13 protein-coding genes are annotated in these 19,285 nt (G+C 71.6%); 3 read left to right on the top strand and 10 right to left on the bottom strand.

The features are described from left to right. Positions 1-2: 2 nt before the first annotated feature. Positions 3-2,252, bottom strand: coding sequence for an FUSC family protein (locus BLW82_RS02355; protein ID WP_093497221.1), 2,250 nt, complete (start codon positions 2,250-2,252; stop codon positions 3-5). 16 nt (positions 2,253-2,268) lie between these two features. Continuing rightward, a complete protein-coding gene (locus BLW82_RS02350) occupies positions 2,269-3,645 on the bottom strand; it encodes an NAD(P)/FAD-dependent oxidoreductase (protein ID WP_256215603.1) in 1,377 nt (458 codons plus the stop codon). A 257-nt stretch (positions 3,646-3,902) separates the two neighbouring features. On the opposite strand from BLW82_RS02350, the gene BLW82_RS02345 reads away from it, so the two are divergent. Then, positions 3,903-4,712, top strand: a complete 810-nt coding sequence (locus BLW82_RS02345; protein WP_093507803.1) for a methyltransferase domain-containing protein — start codon at positions 3,903-3,905, stop codon at positions 4,710-4,712. Between the two features lie 26 nt (positions 4,713-4,738). Here BLW82_RS02345 and BLW82_RS02340 read toward each other — a convergent pair whose 3' ends face one another. The 8 genes from BLW82_RS02340 to BLW82_RS02305 all read right to left on the bottom strand — a co-directional run bounded on the left by BLW82_RS02340 (position 4,739) and on the right by BLW82_RS02305 (position 16,197). Next, on the bottom strand, positions 4,739-5,173 hold the full coding sequence (locus tag BLW82_RS02340; RefSeq protein ID WP_093497220.1) for an ATP-binding protein: 435 nt from the start codon (positions 5,171-5,173) through the stop codon (positions 4,739-4,741). A 96-nt stretch (positions 5,174-5,269) separates the two neighbouring features. Further along, on the bottom strand, positions 5,270-7,174 hold the full coding sequence (locus BLW82_RS02335) for an AMP-dependent synthetase/ligase (protein ID WP_093497219.1): 1,905 nt from the start codon (positions 7,172-7,174) through the stop codon (positions 5,270-5,272). Between the two features lie 140 nt (positions 7,175-7,314). Further along, positions 7,315-8,403 (bottom strand): glutamate--cysteine ligase 2, encoded by a 1,089-nt coding sequence (locus tag BLW82_RS02330; protein WP_093507802.1) that lies wholly within the window; start codon positions 8,401-8,403, stop codon positions 7,315-7,317. 106 nt (positions 8,404-8,509) lie between these two features. After that, entirely contained in the window at positions 8,510-10,714 is a 2,205-nt protein-coding gene (gene glgB / locus BLW82_RS02325) for a 1,4-alpha-glucan branching enzyme (protein WP_093497218.1), read from the bottom strand. A gap of 4 nt (positions 10,715-10,718) precedes the next feature. Beyond that, positions 10,719-12,071: a maltokinase N-terminal cap-like domain-containing protein gene (locus BLW82_RS02320; protein ID WP_093497217.1), complete on the bottom strand. Its 1,353-nt coding sequence runs from the start codon at positions 12,069-12,071 to the stop codon at positions 10,719-10,721. 31 nt (positions 12,072-12,102) lie between these two features. After that, complete coding sequence (gene treS / locus BLW82_RS02315; RefSeq protein WP_093497216.1) at positions 12,103-13,821, bottom strand: maltose alpha-D-glucosyltransferase; 1,719 nt, start codon at positions 13,819-13,821, stop codon at positions 12,103-12,105. Then, entirely contained in the window at positions 13,818-15,803 is a 1,986-nt protein-coding gene (locus tag BLW82_RS02310) for an alpha-1,4-glucan--maltose-1-phosphate maltosyltransferase (RefSeq protein ID WP_093497215.1), read from the bottom strand. The genes treS and BLW82_RS02310 overlap by 4 nt, the downstream gene beginning before the upstream one ends. Positions 15,804-15,903: 100 nt before the next feature. Further along, complete coding sequence (locus BLW82_RS02305) at positions 15,904-16,197, bottom strand: DUF5133 domain-containing protein (protein WP_093497214.1); 294 nt, start codon at positions 16,195-16,197, stop codon at positions 15,904-15,906. Positions 16,198-16,520: 323 nt separating this feature from the next. On the opposite strand from BLW82_RS02305, the gene BLW82_RS02300 reads away from it, so the two are divergent. Both BLW82_RS02300 and glgX read left to right on the top strand, forming a co-directional pair. After that, positions 16,521-17,024 (top strand): pep a2, encoded by a 504-nt coding sequence (locus BLW82_RS02300; RefSeq protein ID WP_093497213.1) that lies wholly within the window; start codon positions 16,521-16,523, stop codon positions 17,022-17,024. Between the two features lie 23 nt (positions 17,025-17,047). Further along, a complete protein-coding gene (gene glgX / locus BLW82_RS02295) occupies positions 17,048-19,156 on the top strand; it encodes a glycogen debranching protein GlgX (RefSeq protein WP_093497212.1) in 2,109 nt (702 codons plus the stop codon). The last annotated feature ends 129 nt before the right edge of the window (positions 19,157-19,285 follow it).

Raw genomic sequence — 19,285 nt, 5'->3', positions numbered from 1 at the left:
CCTCAGGGGGCGGGCCGCCGGACGGGGACGCCCAAGGGACGGGCCAGGCCCGTCACCGACTCGTCCAGGCGCTGGAGGTGGCGCAGCACGCGGTCGGTCACCCTGCCGTAGCGCGGGGCGCGGAGCGTGCCCGGTTCCAGAGTCGAGGCGATGCTGGGACCGGTCTCGATCTCCCCGTCCGCCCCGCCGCCGGCGACATGGGCGGCGATCGTCTCGATGTTGTGCACGATCCGCCGTCCCGCCCCGCGCAGCCGGGGATCCGCCGAGATGGACGGGTGGGTGGGCAGCAACTCCGCCGTGGCCGCCAGCGACCGGGCGTGGTAGGCGCAGGTCTCCAGGAGCGCCACCAGGTAGCGGGCGGTGTCCCGGCGGGAGCGCAGCGGGGTGATCGGATGGGTCAGCGGCTGGACGGCCGCCGCCAGGTCGGCCAGCGCCTGGTCCAGTTCACGGGCTTTCTCCACCAGGTCGACCGGCGGCGCCCCGGCCAGCTGGTCGGTGGCGGCCCGGATCACGTCGGCCAGCCGGTCCAGCGTCGTCACCAGCAGGTCGTCGGTACGGCGGGCGGTGTGCACCGGCAGCACCACCGCGGCCGCGATCACCCCGCACACCGCACCGAGCGCCGTCTCCTCCACCCGCAGCACCAGGACGTCCAGGCTGTACGTGTTGAGCAGCGTGTACAGCAGACCCAGCATCGCCGTCACGAAGAACGACATGAGGGTGTACGAGACCGGTGCCGAGTAGAACATCGCGAAGATGAAGAGCAGCACCAGCCCGAACGCCGTCCAGGTGTGGTGCCCGACCAGTCCCGCGAGCAGGATGCCCGCCACGACGCCGAGCACCGTGCCGAGCAGCCGCCGGTAGCCCTTGACCAGGATCTCGCCGGTGGACGCGGTGTTGAGGAACACGATCCAGCAGGTCAGCACCGCCCAGTACCAGCGCTGGGCGGACAGGAACTCGCCGCCCACGACGGCCAGCGACGAGCCGACCGCCACCTGCACCGCCGCCCGCGTGGTGGGGCGGCGCAGCCCGGTCGCCCCCACCGTCTCCCGGTCGGCCTCCTCGGCGCCCTCGATGGCAGCGTCCTCGGCGTCCAGTTCCTCCCGGGAGCGGGAGGTGGCCGGGGTGTCGTCGGACTCGTCCTGTGGGCCGTCCAGGGCGATCCGCAGTCCCAGCACCGCCCGCCCGGCCTCGCCGATGCCCCGGAAGACGTCCTGGACGGCGGGGGAGGCGGCCGGGAGGTTCTCCCCTTCGCGGTAGCCGAGCAACCGGTTGCGGAGCCGGGCCAGCGCGGTTCCCTTCCCGGGGCCGCCGGACCGCAGCACCAGCAGCCGCAGCGCCTCCAGATCCAGCCGCAGCCGCTCCATCGCCTCGTCCCGCACCGGCTCCCCGAGGGCCGACGGCAGCGGGGCACCCGGCAGATGGAGGGTGAGCGTGTTCGCCCGCTCCGTGCCGCGTGCGGTGAGCAGCAGCAGTCCGAGCCGCTCGGCGGCGATCTCCGCGTCCGCGATCCGCCGCTGCACCAGCCTCGCCGTCGCGTCGTCGGAGGTGCCGTCCGCGAGCCGCCCCTGGATGAGCAGCGCCGTCTCGTGCAGCCGGGCGGTCCTGACCCTGACCTCCTCCACCGCCTTGTCCAGCTCGTCCGGTCCGGCGTCGAGCAACTCGGCCTGTGCGGACACCAGCTGGGCGAACCGGGCCCGGAAGGCCCGCCGCAGCCGGTCCAGGATGCCCTCGGAGGTCTCCCGGACCAGCACGAAACGTGCCACGGCCGCACAGCCGAACGCCACCGTGATCGTGAGATACAGGCCCGGCAGCGCGGCCACGGTCGCGTGCACGAACAGCGAGGCGAAGTAGATCTGGAAGCCGATCAGCCCCAGCGCCGTGCCGCGGTCGCCGAAGCGGCGGCTGTAGACCGCGCAGAAGATGAGCGCCACGAAGAACAGGTCGCCCGTCACCACCCGCGCGTTGAGCAGCGCGCCCAGCGACATCGAGGCGAGCGCCACCGGCAGACCGAGCGCGAGCGTGACGGCCTGCTCCGGCCGCCCCTTCTCGCGGATCGCGAAGGTGGCCACCATCGCCGTGATCGCCCCCGCGACCAGATGGGTCACCCCGGTCCGCAGCGCCGCCAGCACGGCGAGCGTGAGCGCGACCGACGTGACCGTGCGCAGACCGGCGGTGAACCGGAGCAGGCCGGGGTCGGCCGCCGAGAGCCGTCCCCGGAGTTCCGCCCACGCCGACCGTCCCGCCGTGCTCACTCCGCCGCGCTCTGCGTCACGCCGGCGAACTGCCGGGGTCCTCGGGTCCCTCTACGCGCGCCCGCACCTGCTCGGGCGTCAGATAGGTGTCCGTGTACTCGAAGTCCTTGAGCCGGGCCGGTTTGCGGGACTGGAAGCCCGTGCGCACGAAATCGTCGCCGGCCAGCGCGTTCAGCAGCCAGTTGGTGGCGACCCGGGTCTTGGCCACGTTGGTGCGCAGCGCCGACCAGTGGTACCCCCGGGCCACCGCCTGGGCGGGCAGTCCGCGCAGCTCGATGCCGAGCGGCTTGGAGACCGCGTCCTTGCCGCCGAGGTCCACCACGAGCCCCAGGTCCTTGTGCACGTACGGGCGGAGCGCCTGGCCGCGCAGCGCCGCGATGACGTTGTCGGCGACCACCTTGCCCTGCCGCATGGCGTGCTGCGCGGTCGGCGGGCAGACCGCGCCCGGCTCCTCCTTCGCCTTGTCCGGTACGGCCGCCGCGTCGCCGAGCGCGAACACCCCGTCGTGGCCGGGCAGCGTCATCTCGGCGGTGACCGCGAGCCGCCCCCGTACCGTCTCCGCGCCCATCGTGGCGATCAGCGGGCTGGCGACCACCCCGGCCGTCCAGATCAGCGTGTGGGTGGGCACCACCCGCCCGTCGGTGAAGGTGACCTCCTCGGCACCGGCCTTCTCGATCGACACCCCGAGGGAGACGTCCACGCCGCGGCGGCGCAGCACCTCCTGCGCGCTGCGGCCGAGCTTGTCGCCGAGCTCCGGCATCAGCTTCGGGGCGATGTCGATCAGGTGCCACTTGATCAGCTTCGGGTCCAGGTTCGGGTAGCGGTTCAGGGCCGCGTGCGTGAGCTTCTGCAGACAGGCCGCGGTCTCGGTGCCCGCGTAGCCGCCGCCGACCACCACGAACTGCAGCCGCGCGGCGCGTTCGGCCGGGTCGTCGCTGGCGTCGGCGAGATCGAGCTGGGCGATGACGTGGTCGCGGATGTAGGCGGCCTCGGCGAGGGTCTTCATCCCGAACGCGTGCTCGGTCAGACCGGGAATGTCGAAGGTGCGGGTGACACTGCCCGGGGCCAGCACGATGTAGTCGTACCGCTCGTCGACCAGCCGGTCGGTTATGGTGCGGACGACGCACACCTTGGACTTCAGGTCCACGCCGATGGCGCCGCCCGGGATGATCCGGGTGCGGTACCGCTTGCTGCGGCGCAGCGAGACGGCGATCGACTGGGGCGTCAGCACCCCCGAGGCGACCTGCGGCAGCAAGGGCAGGTAGAGCTGGTAGGAGGTCGGCGAGACCAGGGTGATGTCCGCCTCCTCGGGCGAGAGTTTCCGCTCCAGTCGGCGCACGCACCCCACTCCGGCGAAGCCTGCGCCCACCACCAGGATCCTGGGTCGTGTCACGGTGTTTCCCTTTCCGCTGCTCCAGGCCGTTCGGCTCGACGCCGTCCGCGTGCCCAGGAACGCTTGCTTCGCACCACATCGATCCCACCGTGCCCGACGCCGTTCCGCCAGCCGGGCGGAGCAGGCAGACGAACGCGTGGGCTCCAGCATGCCCCTGGATCGCCGGGAGAAACCGGCCGTCGTACAGATATGCGCCGGACTTCTGTCCGATGAAAGGCCGTCCCGCCGCGATCTCGTACGCCAGTAGAGTGCCCGCCATGGCGCAGACTCAGCCCGGAACGGGCTTCCAGAAGCGGCACATCGACCCCGACCGTGTCACCCCGCTGGTGGCCGCCCTGGACTCCCAGGACGCCAACCCCGGGGTGCGGCGGCTGCGCGCGTGGGCCGAGGAGGCGCTGGCGGTGCGGCCCGGCGAGCGGCTCCTCGACGTCGGGTCCGGCACCGGCTCGCAGACCCGGGCCCTGGCCGCCGCCCTCGGCCCGGAGGGTGTCGCCGTCGGCGTGGAGGTCAACCCGAGTCTGCGCGCGGTCGCCGAGGAGCGTTCCGCCGACAGCAGGGCCCGCTTCCTGCAGGGCGAGGCGGAGGCGCTGCCCGTGCCGGACGGCTCGATGGACGTCGTGTGGTGCGAGCGGGTTCTCCAGCACCTCCACGAGCCCGACCGGGCGATCGCCGAGATGGCCCGGGTGCTGCGCCCCGGCGGCCGGGTGGCGGTACTCGACACCGACTGGGGCACCACCCTCCTGCACCCCGGCGACCCCGCGGTGGTACGTGCCCTGACATCGGCCGCACTCAACGGCGCCAACCCCTACTCGGGGCGCCGCCTGGTCGGCCAGCTCAGCGCGGCCGGGTTCGCGGTGGACGACCGCGGCTCGCAGGCCCTGCTCCAGGACCACGACGCGGTCGCCTGGCCGCTGATCCGCATGCTCGCCGAGGCCGCCGTGCGCACCGGCGCCGTGACCGGGGAACAGCGGGACACCCTGTACGCCGATCTCGCCGAGGCGGCCGAGCGGGGCGCGGTGCACATGTCGGTGACGATGTTCGGGGTGGTCGCGCACCTGCCCGGGTGACCGCACCCGCCCGCACCGGGCCGTCCTCACCAGGGCAGGAAGGCGTGGACGTCCTTGCCGTCCGCGGTGACGACCACGCTGACCTGGTCGCACAGCGTGTGCAGCAGGTGCCAGCCGACGCCGCCCCCGCCCCCGTCCGGGTGGAAGGGCCGCGGCTCGGGCCGGACCTGGCTGGAGTCGTGCATCGTGACGTGGACCCCGTCGTACGTGCGGCGCATGCGCAGTTCGAAGGGGCCCGGCGCATACTGGACCACATTGGCGGCCAGTTCCGTCACGACCAGCAAAATGTCGTTCCAGCAGTCCGGATGCGTGGGCGGCGAGGTGCGGGCGATACCGGCCAGGTAGCCGTCGGCGGCGAGCCTCGCACCGGTCACATCGCTCAGTCGGCCCGGGAAGGGGACCGTACATCCGTCGGTCTCCTGCGCGGATCGTCCGTCGTCCCGCCGTGGTCCGGTCCCCATCTCGTCTCTCTCAGTCCCGAAAGGGTGTCCTCGTCGCGCTGGTCTCTTCTTCTTCGCGGCGAGTTCCCACCATGGCGGCGGATAAGCGTGATCCGTTCACCGGAACACGTTGTCCGAATCGTCCCAGTCGGCCGGTTCCGGCTGGCCCGGGCGGCGTACCGCCTGCGAGCGGGCCTGGTACATGGCGTCGATCTCGGCCGCGTAGTGGCGTGCTATCGCGTCCCGGCGCAGCTTCATCGACGGTGTCAGCATGCCGTTGCCCGGGGCGAACGGTTCCTGGAGCACCCGGTAGACCCGGATCGACTCGGCGCGGGAGACCGCGCTGTTGGCGGACGCGATGGCGCGGGCGATCTCCTCGCGCAGCGCGTTCTCCTCGCGCGCCTCCCGCCCGGGTGAGTCGCCCGGCACGGCCAGCGCCCCCCGCCAGTGCGCGAGGAAGTCCGGGTCCAGAGTGATCAGCGCGCCCACACAGGGCCGGTCGTCCCCGACGACCACCGCCTGGTGCACCAGCGGGTGCATCCGCAACCGCTGCTCCAGCGGGGCCGGGGCCACGCTCTTGCCGCTGCTCGTGATGATGATGTCCTTCTTGCGGCCCGTGATGGTCAGATAGCCCTCCGAGTCCAGCCGGCCGATGTCCCCGGTGGCCAGCCAGCCGCCGCGCAGCGCGGCCCGGGTCGCGTAGTCGTCGCCGACGTACCCCTGGAACACCGACGGGCCGCGCACCAGGATCTCGCCGTCGTCGGCCACCTGGATCTGGGTGCCCGGCAGGGCCTGGCCGACCGTGCCCGACTTCTCCCGGCCCAGCGGCTGCATGGTGATCCCGCCGCTGGACTCGGTGAGGCCGTACCCGTCATGGACGTACATGCCGATGCCCTCGTAGAAGAGGGTGAGTTCCCGGCTGAGCGAGGAGCCGCCGGACGTGGCCCGCAGCACCCGGCCGCCGAGTGCGGCGCGCAGCTTGCGGTACACCGTCCGCTCGTACAGGGCGTGCTGCAGCCGCAGGTCGAAGCCCGGGCCCGCCCCGGTGCCCAGCCGCTGCCGCTCCGTGGCCGCGGCGAAGTCCCGCGCGGTCTCCGCGGCCCGCTCGAACAGGGCGCCCCGGCCGTGCTGCTGGGAGGTGCGCAGGAAAGTCTTGTACAGCTTCTCCAGCACCGACGGCACGGCGTACAGATAGGTCGGCCGGAACGTGGCCAGCGCCGTGGCCAGCGCGGCCTCGGTCATCTCCGGTTCGTGGCCCATCAGGATCCCGCCGCGCAGACAGATCACCATGATCATCAGGCCGTACACGTGCGAGAACGGCAGGAAGGCCAGGACGGAGGCCTGCTCGCCGGGGCGTGCCGCGGTGTGCCCCCAGCCCGCCAGCAGGGTGTCGCACGGGGAGGCGAGCCCGCGGTGGCTCAGCGCGCAGCCCAGCGGACGGCCCGAGGTGCCCGAGGTGTAGGTGATGGCCGCCGTCGAGTCGGGCATCACGATCCGGCGCAGCGACTCCACCGTGGTCAGCGGGACGAACGTGCCCTTCTGCACCAGCTCGGGCAGCGCCCCCGCGTCCAGCTGCCACACGTGCTTGAGCCCCGGCAGCCCCTCGCACACGGTGCCGACGGTCATCACCGCCTGCTCGTCCTCGACCAGCACGGCCACACAACGGGCGTCCCGCAGGATCCACTCGACCTGGTCCCGGGAGGACGTCGGGTGGATGGGGACGACCTCCGCCCCCACCGACCACAGCGCGAGGCCGAACACCGTCCACTCGTAGCGCGTCCGCGCCATCACGGCCACCCGCTGCCCGGGCGAGATCCCCGACGCGATCAGCCCCTTGGCCAGGTCGACCACCCCGTCCCGCAGTTCGACCGCGGTGACCTCCTCCCAGCCCGCGGCGGTGCCCTCGGGCCGGCGTGCCAGCACCGGCAGTGTGGGGTTCCGGTCCGCCGTCTCGAAGACGCTGTCGGCGAGCCCGCCGGTCAGGGCCGAAGCGGTCGTCGGAGCGAGGGCGTAGTCGCGCATGCGCTGCTCCTGGATGTACGGAGGGTTACCCTCCCGATCGGTACTGTTGTCGACGCGGGTCGAATCTAGCCCAGGGGAGTGCGGCTCGTGTCGGGAACGGTCAACTCGTTTTCCACCCGATGACAAAGCTCAGCCCGGAGTCAGCCCTGGGTGCGGCGCACGCACTCCACCACGACGTCCCGCAGACTGCCGGTGCGCTCCAGGAACGACCGCTGCTCGCGCGCGCCGGTACCCCTGTGCAGCAGCTGTGCGACGGCCTCCTCGACACCCACCGTGTCACCGCTGTCGGCGAGCGCCTCCGCGGTGTGCGCGAGCAGCGCCCGCACCACCTCCACGGCGGGCCGCGGCCGCATGGTCACGGGGTCGAGAAGATCCTGCTCCAGGCCCAGGCGGGCGGCCTGCCAGGAGGCCAGCCGCAGCATGCTCACACCGGTGTCGAGCGGCGGCCGCCCGGCCCGCCAGTCACGCCCGGCCGTCTCCACCAGCGCGCGGATCAGCGTGGCGATGAGGACGGTGGTGTCCGCCCGCAGGCACACGTCGGCCACCCGGACCTCCACCGTCGGGTAGCGCGTGGACAGGCGGGCGTCGAAGTAGACCATGCCCGCGTCGAGGATGACCCCGCTGGCCACCATGTCCGCGACCCGCCGCCGGTACCCCTCGGGCGAGCCGAACAGCTCGGTCGGCCCCGCCGACGGGCCGCGCGCCCACAGCCGGCTGCGGAAGCTGGCGTAACCGGAGTCCCGGCCCTGCCAGAACGGCGAGTTGACGCTCAGCGCGCGCAGCACCGGGAGCCAGGGCCGGATCCGGTCGAGGACGGCGACGCCCTCCTCGTCGGACTCCACCGACACGTGCACATGGCAGCCGCAGACGAACCAGTCCACCATGGCGGCGCCGTACCGCCCGGCCATCCAGTGGTAGCGCTCGTGCCGGGTGAGCGCCGGGTCGACCGGCAGCGGGCAGGTGGCGAGCGCCGCCACCGCGCAGCCGAACTCGCCGGCCAGCCGGCCCGCCTCCTTGCGGCAGCCGACTATCTCGGCGCCGAGCTCCGCCATGTCCCGGTGCGGACTGGTGGCGAGCTCCAGCATCTGCCCGAACAGTTCGGTCTGGAACACGGCCTGCCCGGGATCGTCCAGGGCGGCCCGGTCGACGACGGCGGCCGACCGGGGCATCGGCTCCCCGCTGTCCGGGTGGACCAGCAGAAGTTCTTCCTCCACTCCGACGGTACGCAGCACGGGGATCCGCCCTCCGGCCGGGCCGCGACCGGGCGCGGCGGGGTCTTTCATCCCGGACTGCCCGGACCCGGCCGCGTGAACACGTGCCGCCGTCCTCGGCGGGCTACGGGGCGACAGGCTCCAGCCACACCGTGCCGAGCGGGGGCAGCGTGAGCCGCAGGACCCCGTCGTCGGCGAGCAGCGGCCCCCGGCTGACGACGTCCCCGCCGCCGTACCGGGCACTGTCCGTGTTGAGGATCTCCTGCCAGACCGGCGCCCCCTTGGGCACGCCCAGCCGGTAGCCGGGACGGACCACGGGGGAGAGGTTGGAGACCGCCAGCAGCGGCCGGGCCTCGGCATCGAACCTCAGGAAGGCGAAGACGTTGTCCTCGGCCGCGTCCCCCACGACCCACTGGAAACCCGCCGGATCGGTGTCCCGCTGCCACAGCGCGGGGTGCGCGCGGTACCCGGAGTTGAGATCCCGGACCAGATCCCGGACACCCCGGTGATCGGCCTCGGCCCCGTACTCCGGGTCGAGCAGCCACCAGTCGGGGCCGTCGGCGTGGGACCACTCGCCGCCCTGGGCGAACTCCTGCCCCATGAAGAGCAGTTGCTTGCCCGGATGGGCCCACATGAAGGCCAGATACGCGCGGTGGTTGGCGCGCTGCTGCCACCAGTCGCCGGGCATCTTCGAGACCAGCGAGCGCTTCCCGTGGACGACCTCGTCGTGGGATATGGGCAGGACGTAGTTCTCGCTGTACGCGTACACCATCGAGAAGGTCATCTCGTCGTGGTGGTACTTGCGGTGCACGGGCTCGTGCTGGATGTACTCCAGCGAGTCGTGCATCCAGCCCATGTTCCACTTCAGCCCGAAGCCCAGCCCGCCGCTGTCGGTCGGCCGGGTCACCCCGCCCCACGCGGTGGACTCCTCGGCGATGGTCACCACCCCGGGCGCCCGCCGGTAGACGGTCGCGTTCATCTCCTGGAGGAACGCCACCGCGTCCAGGTCCTCGCGCCCGCCGAACACGTTCGGCGTCCACTGGCCGGAGTCCCGCGAGTAGTCGAGGTAGAGCATCGAGGCGACCGCGTCCACCCGCAGGCCGTCGACGTGGAACTCCTCGCACCAGTACACGGCGTTGGCGACCAGGAAGTTGCGCACCTCCACCCGGCCGAGATCGAACTCGTAGGTGCCCCAGTCCGGATGCTCGGCCCGCCGCTCGTCCCCCGGCTCGTACAGCGGGTCCCCGTCGAAGCGGGCCAGTGCCCAGTCGTCCTTCGGGAAGTGGGCCGGCACCCAGTCCATGATCACGCCGATGCCGGCCCGGTGCAGCGCGTCGACCAGGTACCTGAAGTCGTCGGGGGTGCCGAGCCGGGAGGTCGGCGCGTAGAAGCCGGTGACCTGGTAGCCCCAGGAGCCGCCGAAGGGATGCTCGGCGACCGGCATGAACTCGACGTGCGTGAAGCCCAGGTCGGCGACGTACGCGGGCAGCTCCTCGGCCAGCTGACGGTAGCTCAGGCCCGGCCGCCACGACGGCAGGTGCACCTCGTACACCGAGAACGGCGCCTCGTGCACCGGGACGTCGCCCCGGTGCGCCATCCACTCCGCGTCGGTCCATTCGTACCGGGACACCGTCACGATCGACGCCGTCGCGGGCGGCACCTCCGTCCGCCGCGCCATCGGGTCCGCCTTCAGGAAGCGGCCACCGTACCGGGAGGTGATCTCGAACTTGTACCGGGCACCCTCGCCCACCCCCGGCAGGAACAGCTCCCACACCCCGGCCGCGCCCAGCGAACGCATCGGGAACTGCGCGCCGTCCCAGCACGTGAAGTCCCCGGCCACCCGAACCCCCTGCGCGTTCGGCGCCCACACCGTGAACCGGGTGCCGGCCACCCCGTCATGGGTCATCGGCTCGGCGCCGAGCGCCTTCCACAGCTGCTCGTGCCGCCCCTCCCGGATCAGATGCAGGTCGAACTCACCGAGCGCGGGCAGGAACCGGTACGGGTCGTGGACCTCGTGCTCCCCGTCCTCGTACTCGACGAGCAGGGTGTACGACGGAACCTCGGCGAAGGGCAGCACGGCCGCGAACAGGCCGTCGTCCTCCGGCTCCAGGGGACTGCGCACCCCGTCGGCCAGCACGCTCACGGCGCGGGCGTGCGGGCGCAGGGCCCGGAAGAGGGTGCCGCCGTCCACGACGCGGGCGCCGAGCACGGCGTGCGGATCGTGGTGGGTGCCCGCGAGCAGCCGCCCGCGGTCGGCCGCGTCCAGGGGCGGGGCCGTGGGGCGGGAGGGGCCGGAGGGCTCCGGGAGCGAGGATTCGCGCAGTGCCATGACGTCAGCCTCTCCAGCGGGCGAGCCGCTCGATCGCGGCCATCGGAACCGGAAGCCAGGCCGGCCGGTGCCGGGCTTCGTACACCACCTCGTACACCGCGCGGTCCGTCTCGTGGGCGCGCAGCAGTGCGTGCTTCTTGCGCGGGTCCCAGCCGGCCCGCGCAGCGTAACCCGCGCAGTAGGCCTCCCGGCAGCGGCGGGCCCACTCCGGGCGCCAGGGGCGGCGTTGTCGGGCGGCGTAGTCGAAGGAGCGCAGCATCCCGGCGACGTCCCGCACCGGCGACTGGGTGCTGCGCCGCTCGGCGAGCGGCCGGGACGGTTCGCCCTCGAAGTCGATGACGAACCATTCGTGGTCCGCCCGAAGCACCTGACCGAGGTGGAGATCGCCGTGGATCCGCTGGGCGAGCGGCCCCGCGTCACAGGTGGTGAGCGCCTCGAAGGCGCCGCGCAGCCCGGGGACGAACGGGCGCAGCACCGGCACGGCGTCCGCGGCCTCCGCCAGCCGCGCCGACATCGCCTCGGCCGTGCGGCTGTGTTCGTCGTGGACGGCGGCCGGGAAGGCGGCGGCGAGCGCGAGATGCACGTCCGCGGTGGCCCGGCCCAGCTCGTGCGCCTCGGTGGTGAAGTCGTCCCCGGCCGCGAGCGCCCGCAGGGCCAGGGTCCAGCCGTCGGCCGCGCCCGGCAGGAAGGGCTGCAGCACCCCGAGGGTCGCCGGGCTCGGCTCGGTGGTGCGGAACCAGGCCACCGGCGCCGGCACCCGCGCACAGCCCTGTGCGGCCAGCGCGCCGGGGACCTCCAGGTCCGGGTTGACGCCGGGCTGGATCCGCCGGAACACCTTCAGGATGTAGGAGTCGCCGTACACCAGGGAGGAGTTGGACTGCTCGGCGTCCAGCAGCCGCGGGGCGAGTCCGCCGGGTATCCGGGCCTCAGGGGCGGTCTCGAAGCGCAGCGGGCCGGCCGTGCCGGGTATGCGCAGCCGTTCCAGGAGCAGTTCGGCGGCGCGCGGGTCGTGCAGGGCGTCGTAGACCGCGAGTCCGGCCAGCGGACCGTCCTCGGCCCGGCCTATGTAGGCCCGCTCCAGTCTGGGGTCGCGGTGCTCGCGGACGCCGAGCAGGAGCTGGTAGCAGTCACCGGACGGGGTGCTGCCGTGGGGGGAGTGGTCGGCGTGGACCAGCAGGTGCAGGCAGTGGGGGAAGAGCTCGGTCATGGACAGCACGGACAGCTCGGTGACGGGCCGGTCCTTGCCGGCGAACCAGCGCTGCCGCGGCAGCCAGTCGCGCAGCAGCCCGCCCAGCGAGACCAGTGGCCGGTCGAGTCCGGCCGCCGTGCTCCGGGGCAGCTCAACGGTCTTCGTCATCGTGACGCGTCCTTTCCTCGGCTCCGCACGCTCAGCGCCGACGGCCGATGCGGGAGGCGACTCGGGAGAGCCGGAACCAGTAGAAGCCGTGCCCCGCGAGGGTGAGCAGATACGGCAGTTCACCGATGGCGGGGAACCGCACCCCGCCGATCAGCTCGACCGGGTGCCGGCCGTCGTAGGCCCGCAGATCGAGCTCGGTGGGCTGCGCGAAGCGGGAGAAGTTGTGCACGCACAGGACCAGGTCGTCCTCGTACTCGCGGAGGAACGCGATCACCGCCGGGTTGGAGGACTGCAACTCGGTGTAGGACCCCAGTCCGAAGGCAGGATTCTGCTTGCGGATCTCGATCATGCGGCGGGTCCAGTGCAGCAGGGAGGACGGCGAGGACATGGAGGCCTCGACGTTGGTGACCTGGTAGCCGTAGACGGGGTCCATGATGGCCGGCAGGTAGAGGCGTCCGGGGTCGCAGGAGGAGAAGCCGGCGTTGCGGTCGGGGGTCCACTGCATGGGGGTGCGTACGGCGTCGCGGTCGCCGAGCCAGATGTTGTCGCCCATGCCGATCTCGTCGCCGTAGTAGAGGATCGGCGAGCCGGGCAGGGAGAGGAGCAGGGCGGTGAAGAGCTCGATCTGGTTGCGGTCGTTGTCGAGGAGGGTGGCGAGGCGGCGGCGGATGCCGATGTTGGCGCGCATACGCGGGTCCTTCGCGTATTCGGCCCACATGTAGTCGCGTTCCTCGTCGGTGACCATTTCCAGGGTCAGCTCGTCGTGGTTGCGCAGGAAGATGCCCCACTGGCAGCCGGAGGGAATGGCGGGGGTCTTGGCGAGGATTTCCGAGACGGGGTAGCGGGATTCCCGGCGGACGGCCATGAAGATCCGCGGCATCACCGGGAAATGGAACGCCATGTGGCACTCGTCGCCGCCCTTGTCGTAGTCGCCGAAGTAGTCGACGACGTCCTCAGGCCACTGGTTCGCCTCCGCCAGCAGCACGGTGTCCGGGAACATGGCGTCGATCTCGCGGCGGACCCGCCTGAGGAACTCGTGGGTGGCGGGGAGGTTCTCGCAGTTGGTGCCCTCCTCCGCGTACAGGTACGGCACCGCGTCGAGGCGGAAGCCGTCGATGCCCAGGTCCAGCCAGAACCGGAGCGCCGCCAGCACCTCTTCCTGGACGGCCGGGTTCTCGTAGTTGAGGTCGGGTTGGTGCGAGAAGAACCGGTGCCAGTAGTACTGCTTGCGGACCGGGTCGTACGTCCAGTTGGAGACCTCGGTGTCCACGAAGATGATCCGGGCGTCCTGGTACTGCTTGTCGTCGTCGGCCCACATGTAGAAGTCGCCGTACGGCCCGTCCGGGTTGGTCCGCGACTCCTGGAACCACGGGTGCTGGTCGCTGGTGTGGTTGACGACGAAGTCGATGATGACGCGCATGCCGCGCTGGTGGGCGGCGTCGACGAACTCCACGAAGTCGGCGAGGTCGCCGAACTCGGGGAGGACGGCCGTGTAGTCGGAGACGTCGTAACCGCCGTCCCGCAGGGGGGACTTGAAGAAGGGCGGCAGCCAGAGGCAGTCGACGCCGAGCCACTGCAGGTAGTCGAGTTTCGCGGTCAGGCCCTTGAGGTCGCCGATGCCGTCGCCGTTGCTGTCCTGGAAGGAGCGGACCAGGACCTCGTAGAAGACGGCGCGTTTGAACCAGTCCGGGTCCCGGTCCTTGACGGGAGTGTCCTCGAAGGTGTCCGGGACGGGGTCGTTGACAGTCATGACGCGCTGGGCCCTCCGTTCGCTGGTGTCGGCCGCCCTGCCTGGAGCACGTGCGCCGGCGTCCGGCCGGGGGTGAGGCGCACATAGTTGGTCCTGCCCCATGAGTAGGTCTCACCGGTCAGTTCGTCCTGCACAGACAGGACGGCGTTCCAGTCCAGGCCGAGTTGCGGCATGTCCAACGAGACCGTGGCCTCCTGGGTGTGGTGCGGATCAAGGTTCACGACCACCAGGACCGTGTCCGGCCCGGTGCGCTTGCTGTACGCGATGACGGAGTCGTTGTCCGTGTGGTGGAAGCGCAGGTTGCGCAGCTGCCGCAGCGCGGGGTGACGGCGCCGGGCGGTGTTGAGGCGGGTGATGAGCGGTGCGATGCCGTCGGTGTCGGCGCGGGCCCAGTCCCGGGGCTTGAGCTGGTACTTCTCCGAGTCGAGGTATTCCTCGGAGCCCTCCTTCAGCGGGGTGTTCTCGCAGAGTTCGTAGCCGCTGTAGATGCCCCAGGTGGGGGAGAGGGTGGCGGCCAGTACGGCCCGGATCTCGAAGGCGGCCCGGCCGCCGTGCTGGAGGTAGGCGTGCAGGATGTCCGGGGTGTTGGCGAAGAAGTTCGGCCGCATCCAGGCAGCCGACTCGCCTGACAACTCCGTCAGATAATCGGTGAGTTCCTGTTTGCTGTTGCGCCAGGTGAAGTACGTGTACGACTGCTGGAAGCCGATCTGGGCCAGGGTGCGCATCATCGCGGGCCGGGTGAAGGCCTCGGCCAGGAAGATCACATCGGGGTCCTCGTGGTTGATCTCCGCGATCACCCGCTCCCAGAACACCACCGGCTTGGTGTGCGGGTTGTCCACGCGGAAGATCCGCACCCCGCACTCCATCCAGTGCCGCAGCACCCGCACCGTCTCGGCGACCAGCCCGTCCATGTCGGCGTCGAAGGCGACGGGATAGATGTCCTGGTACTTCTTCGGCGGGTTCTCGGCGTAGGCGATGGTGCCGTCCGGCCGGTGGTGGAACCACTCCGGGTGCTTCTCCACCCACGGATGGTCCGGCGAGCACTGCAACGCGAAGTCCAGCGCGACCTCCAGCCCGTGCCGGCCCGCCTCCGCCACGAACCACCGGAAGTCCTCGATCGTGCCCAGGTCCGGGTGGACGGCGTCGTGACCGCCCTCGGGCGAGCCGATCGCCCACGGCACCCCCACGTCCTCGGGACCCGCCTCCAGGGTGTTGTTGGGGCCCTTGCGGAAGGTGGTCCCGATGGGGTGGACCGGCGGGAGATAGACCACGTCGAAACCCATCTCCGCGATCTTCGGCAGCCGCCGCGCCGCCGTCCGGAACGTGCCGTGCGGCCGCTCCGGCGTGCCCTCCGAACGCGGGAAGAACTCGTACCACGAGCCGTACAGCGCCCGCTCACGCTCCACCAGCAACGGCAGCGGCTCCGAAGCGGTCACCAACTCCCGCAGCGGATACCGCGCCAGGATCTCGTCGACCTCGGGAGCCAGGGCGTTCGCCAGCCGCGTGTGCACGGGGAGGGAATCGTCGCCCAGGGCCCGGGCCGCCGCGATGACCCGCTCGCGTCCGGGTCCGTCCGGGACTCCGTCGGCCGCCCGCCGGTAGAGCTCGGCGCCCTCCTCCAGCACCAGGCCCGTGTCGATACCCGCCGGGATCTTCACCCGGGCGTGCTGCCGCCAGGTGGCGAGCGGTGCGCTCCAGGCCTCCACGCGGTATGTCCAGCGGCCCGTCGCGTCCGGGGTGACCTCCGCGCCCCAGCGGTCGGTGCCGGAGTCAAGTTCCCGCATCGGCGTCCACGGGCCCGGCCGGCCGTCGGGATCGCACAGCACCACATTGGCGCCGACGGCGTCGTGCCCCTCGCGGAAGACGGTGGCGGTGACCTGGAAGGTCTCGCCGGGGACCGCCTTCACCGGCCGCCTGCCGCACTCCACGGCCGGCCGGACGTCACGCACCGGAACGCGGCCGATGGCCTCAGTCGCCTTCATGGGTCTCACCTCCGCCGTTCGCGGAGCCGGGCCCGGGGCCCGGCTCCGCGGTCCGTAGTGTGCCGGAAGACCGGTGTCTTCCCGCGGTCCGCCTGCGGGATCAATGCCTCGCGGAAGGCCGTTCCGCCGGCGGTCCCGGCCGGACCTTCCCGCTCAGCTGGGACCGCCCGTTCTGTTCCCGCACATACGTGACGAGGCTGGTGCGCAGGTAGCGCTCGGCCGCGTCCACCGCCTCCCGGGCGCAGCGCTTGCCCATCAGGACGCACAGCGTGTAGCCCGAGTCCTCGAAGGTGGACCGCACCTCGCGGTCCTGCGGCGAGGCGAGCATGACGCGCTCCCACGCCCGGTAGCGCCGCAGCTGCCGGGCCACCTCGGCCTTCGCGGGTAGCAGCATGGCCGTGTCTTTCCTTCCGACGCTCTCGAATGGGCACGTGTCCCCGGATCGGGGGAGGGTCCGGGCATGGAGGACCACGGAGCCGTTACGGCGAATCGAGGCTTTCACTCATGGTGCATGCGCGATGACCGAGCGTCTTGTTGGAACTTCAACCACCTCCGGAGGTGCCGCTCGTCCCGTGCGCCTCTCGTGTTGCACGAATGGCGTAGCGCCCGCACAGTGAAGGTGACTCAGGAGCGACCAGCGCTCACGCTGCGCTTCCGGAACGGACTTCCGGACGGGCGAGGGGGAGCGAGAGCTTCGCGGGTGAGGAGTAAGCGACAATGAAGACCGCAGTGCCCTGCTACTACCACCTCGACGTGGAGGTCAGCCCGGAACGGGTGGGACAGGTCAGCCGCATAATGGCCGCCCACCTGCGTTACTGGGATCTCGACAACCTCGTGGAACCTGTCTGCCGCGGTGCCGAACTGCTGCTGACCGCCATCGACCAGCACGCGACGGACAAACACACGTCCATCGAGATGTGGTGGAACGGGCAGCACCTCATCACCGCGATCGGGGACGACGACCGGGATCTCCGGCCCGACCAGGACCTGCGCGGGTGCCTTGCGCACCTCGCCGCGACCAGCGACGGCTGGGGGTGCTGCGCCTCGGAGACCGGCAGCAAGATCATCTGGTTCTCGCAGCGCGCCCGGTCCGGGGAGCGTGTCCCGCTGGTCCCGACCGGTCCTGAGCCCCGGCTGCGCCGGGTCCTCAAGGTGCCGCGCGCTCTTCCCGTCGCCCAGTTGGCCGCATCCGCCGGCGGCGTCCTGGAGGGCGCCCGGTGACGGCGAGGAAGTCCCGGAAAGGGGTGCCCGTGTGGAGCGGGCACCCCTACCCGTTGGGGGCCTCCTTCGACGGGCAGGGCGCCAACTTCGCCCTGTTCAGCGAGGTCGCCGAGCGGGTCGAACTGGTCCTGGTGAACGACGCCGGCACCGAGACGACGGTGCCGATGACCGAGGTCGACGGCTTCGTCTGGCACGCCTACCTGCCCGGCGTCGGGCCCGGACAGCGCTACGGCTACCGGGTGACCGGCCCCTGGGACCCCGAACTCGGCCACCGGTGCAACCCGGCGAAACTGCTCCTGGACCCCTACGCGCGGGCCATAGACGGCCAGATCGACAACCACGCCTCCCTGTACGAGCGCACCCCCGGCGGACCCTCGCCGGCCGACAGCGCCGGGCACTCGCTGCTCGGCGTGGTCACCGACCCCTACTTCGACTGGGGCGACGACCGGCCGCCCCGCCGTCCCTACTCCGACTCGGTGATCTACGAGGCCCACGTCCGCGGCCTGACCCGCACCCACCCGGAGGTGCCCGAACGACTCAGGGGCACTTACGCCGGACTCGCGCACCCGGCGGTCCTCGACCACCTGACCTCCCTCGGTGTCACGGCGGTCGAGCTGATGCCGGTGCACCAGTTCGTGCAGGACGGGGTGCTCCAGGACCGGGGTCTGTCCAACTACTGGGGCTACAACACCATCGGCTACTTCGCCCCGCACAACGCGTACGGCGCCTTCGGCAGCCGGGGCCAGCAGGTCAACGAGTTCAAGGCGATGGTGAAGGCGCTGCACGCGGCCGGCCTCGAAGTGATCCTCGACGTGGTCTACAACCACACCGCCGAGGGCAACGAGATGGGCCCCACCCTGTCCTTCCGGGGCATCGACAACGCCTCCTACTACCGGCTGGTCGACGGCGACTGGGCGCACTACTACGACACCACCGGCACCGGCAACAGCCTGCTGATGCGGCACCCCTACGTGCTCCAGCTGATCATGGACTCGCTGCGGTACTGGGTGACCGAGATGCACGTCGACGGCTTCCGCTTCGACCTCGCGGCCACCCTGGCGAGACAGTTCCACGAGGTCGACCGGCTCTCGGCCTTCTTCGACCTGATCCAGCAGGACCCGGTGATCAGCAGGGTCAAGCTCATCGCCGAGCCGTGGGACCTCGGGGAGGGCGGCTACCAGGTCGGCAACTTCCCCCAGCTGTGGTCGGAGTGGAACGGCCGCTACCGGGACGCCGTACGGGACTTCTGGCGCGCCGAGCCGGGCTCGCTGGGCGAGTTCGCCTCCCGGCTCACCGGCTCCTCCGACCTGTACCAGGCCAGCAGGCGGCGGCCGCGGGCGAGCGTCAACTTCGTCACCGCGCACGACGGCTTCACGCTGCGCGACCTGGTGTCGTACAACGACAAGCACAACCAGGCCAACGGCGAGGGCAACCGGGACGGCGAGAGCCACAACCGGTCCTGGAACTGCGGGGCGGAGGGCGAGACCACCGACCCGGCCGTGCTGGAACTGCGGGCCCGCCAGCAGCGCAACCTCCTCGCCACCCTGCTGCTGTCCCAGGGCATCCCGATGCTCAGCCACGGCGACGAACTCGGCCGTACCCAGCGCGGCAACAACAACGCCTACTGCCAGGACAACGAAGTCTCCTGGATCGACTGGGAACTGACCGAGGAACAGCAGAACCTCGCCGACTTCACCCGGTACGTCATCGGTCTGCGCGCCGCCCACCCGGTGCTGCGCCGGCGGCGCTTCTTCCTCGGCGAGACCACCACGCGTCCCGGGCAGCCGCTGCCCGACCTGGTGTGGCTGCTGCCGGACGCCCGCGAGATGACCGACCGGGACTGGCAGCGGCCCGACGCGCACTCGGTCGGCGTCTTCCTCAACGGCGACGCCATCGCCGAACGCGACCCCTACGGGCGGCGGCTGATCGACGACTCGTTCCTGCTGCTCCTCAACAGCCACTGGGAACCGGTTGACTTCCGGCTCCCCGACGACTCCTACGGCGAGCGCTGGACGACCCTCATCGACACGGCAGCCCCGGAGGGGGTGCCGGACGAACGCGAGCGCAAGGCGGGCACCCGGTTGCGTGTGGAGTCACGGAGCATGGTCGTGCTGTCGCGGCCGTCGAGGTAGCACGACGCGTGCGGGGGCGTGGGGGTTGGTCGCGCAGTTCCCCGCGCCCCTAAAAGCAGGGCGCTGCGGTGAGCGCCCCGGCAGGGGCGCGGGAATCCGCGCGACCAGCCACGCCGCACCCGCGCCGGA

The organism is Streptomyces sp. Ag109_O5-10, assembly GCF_900105755.1.
In the GTDB taxonomy this organism is placed as follows: Bacteria; Actinomycetota; Actinomycetes; order Streptomycetales; family Streptomycetaceae; genus Streptomyces.
This window is presented reverse-complemented; position numbering and strand designations above follow the sequence as displayed.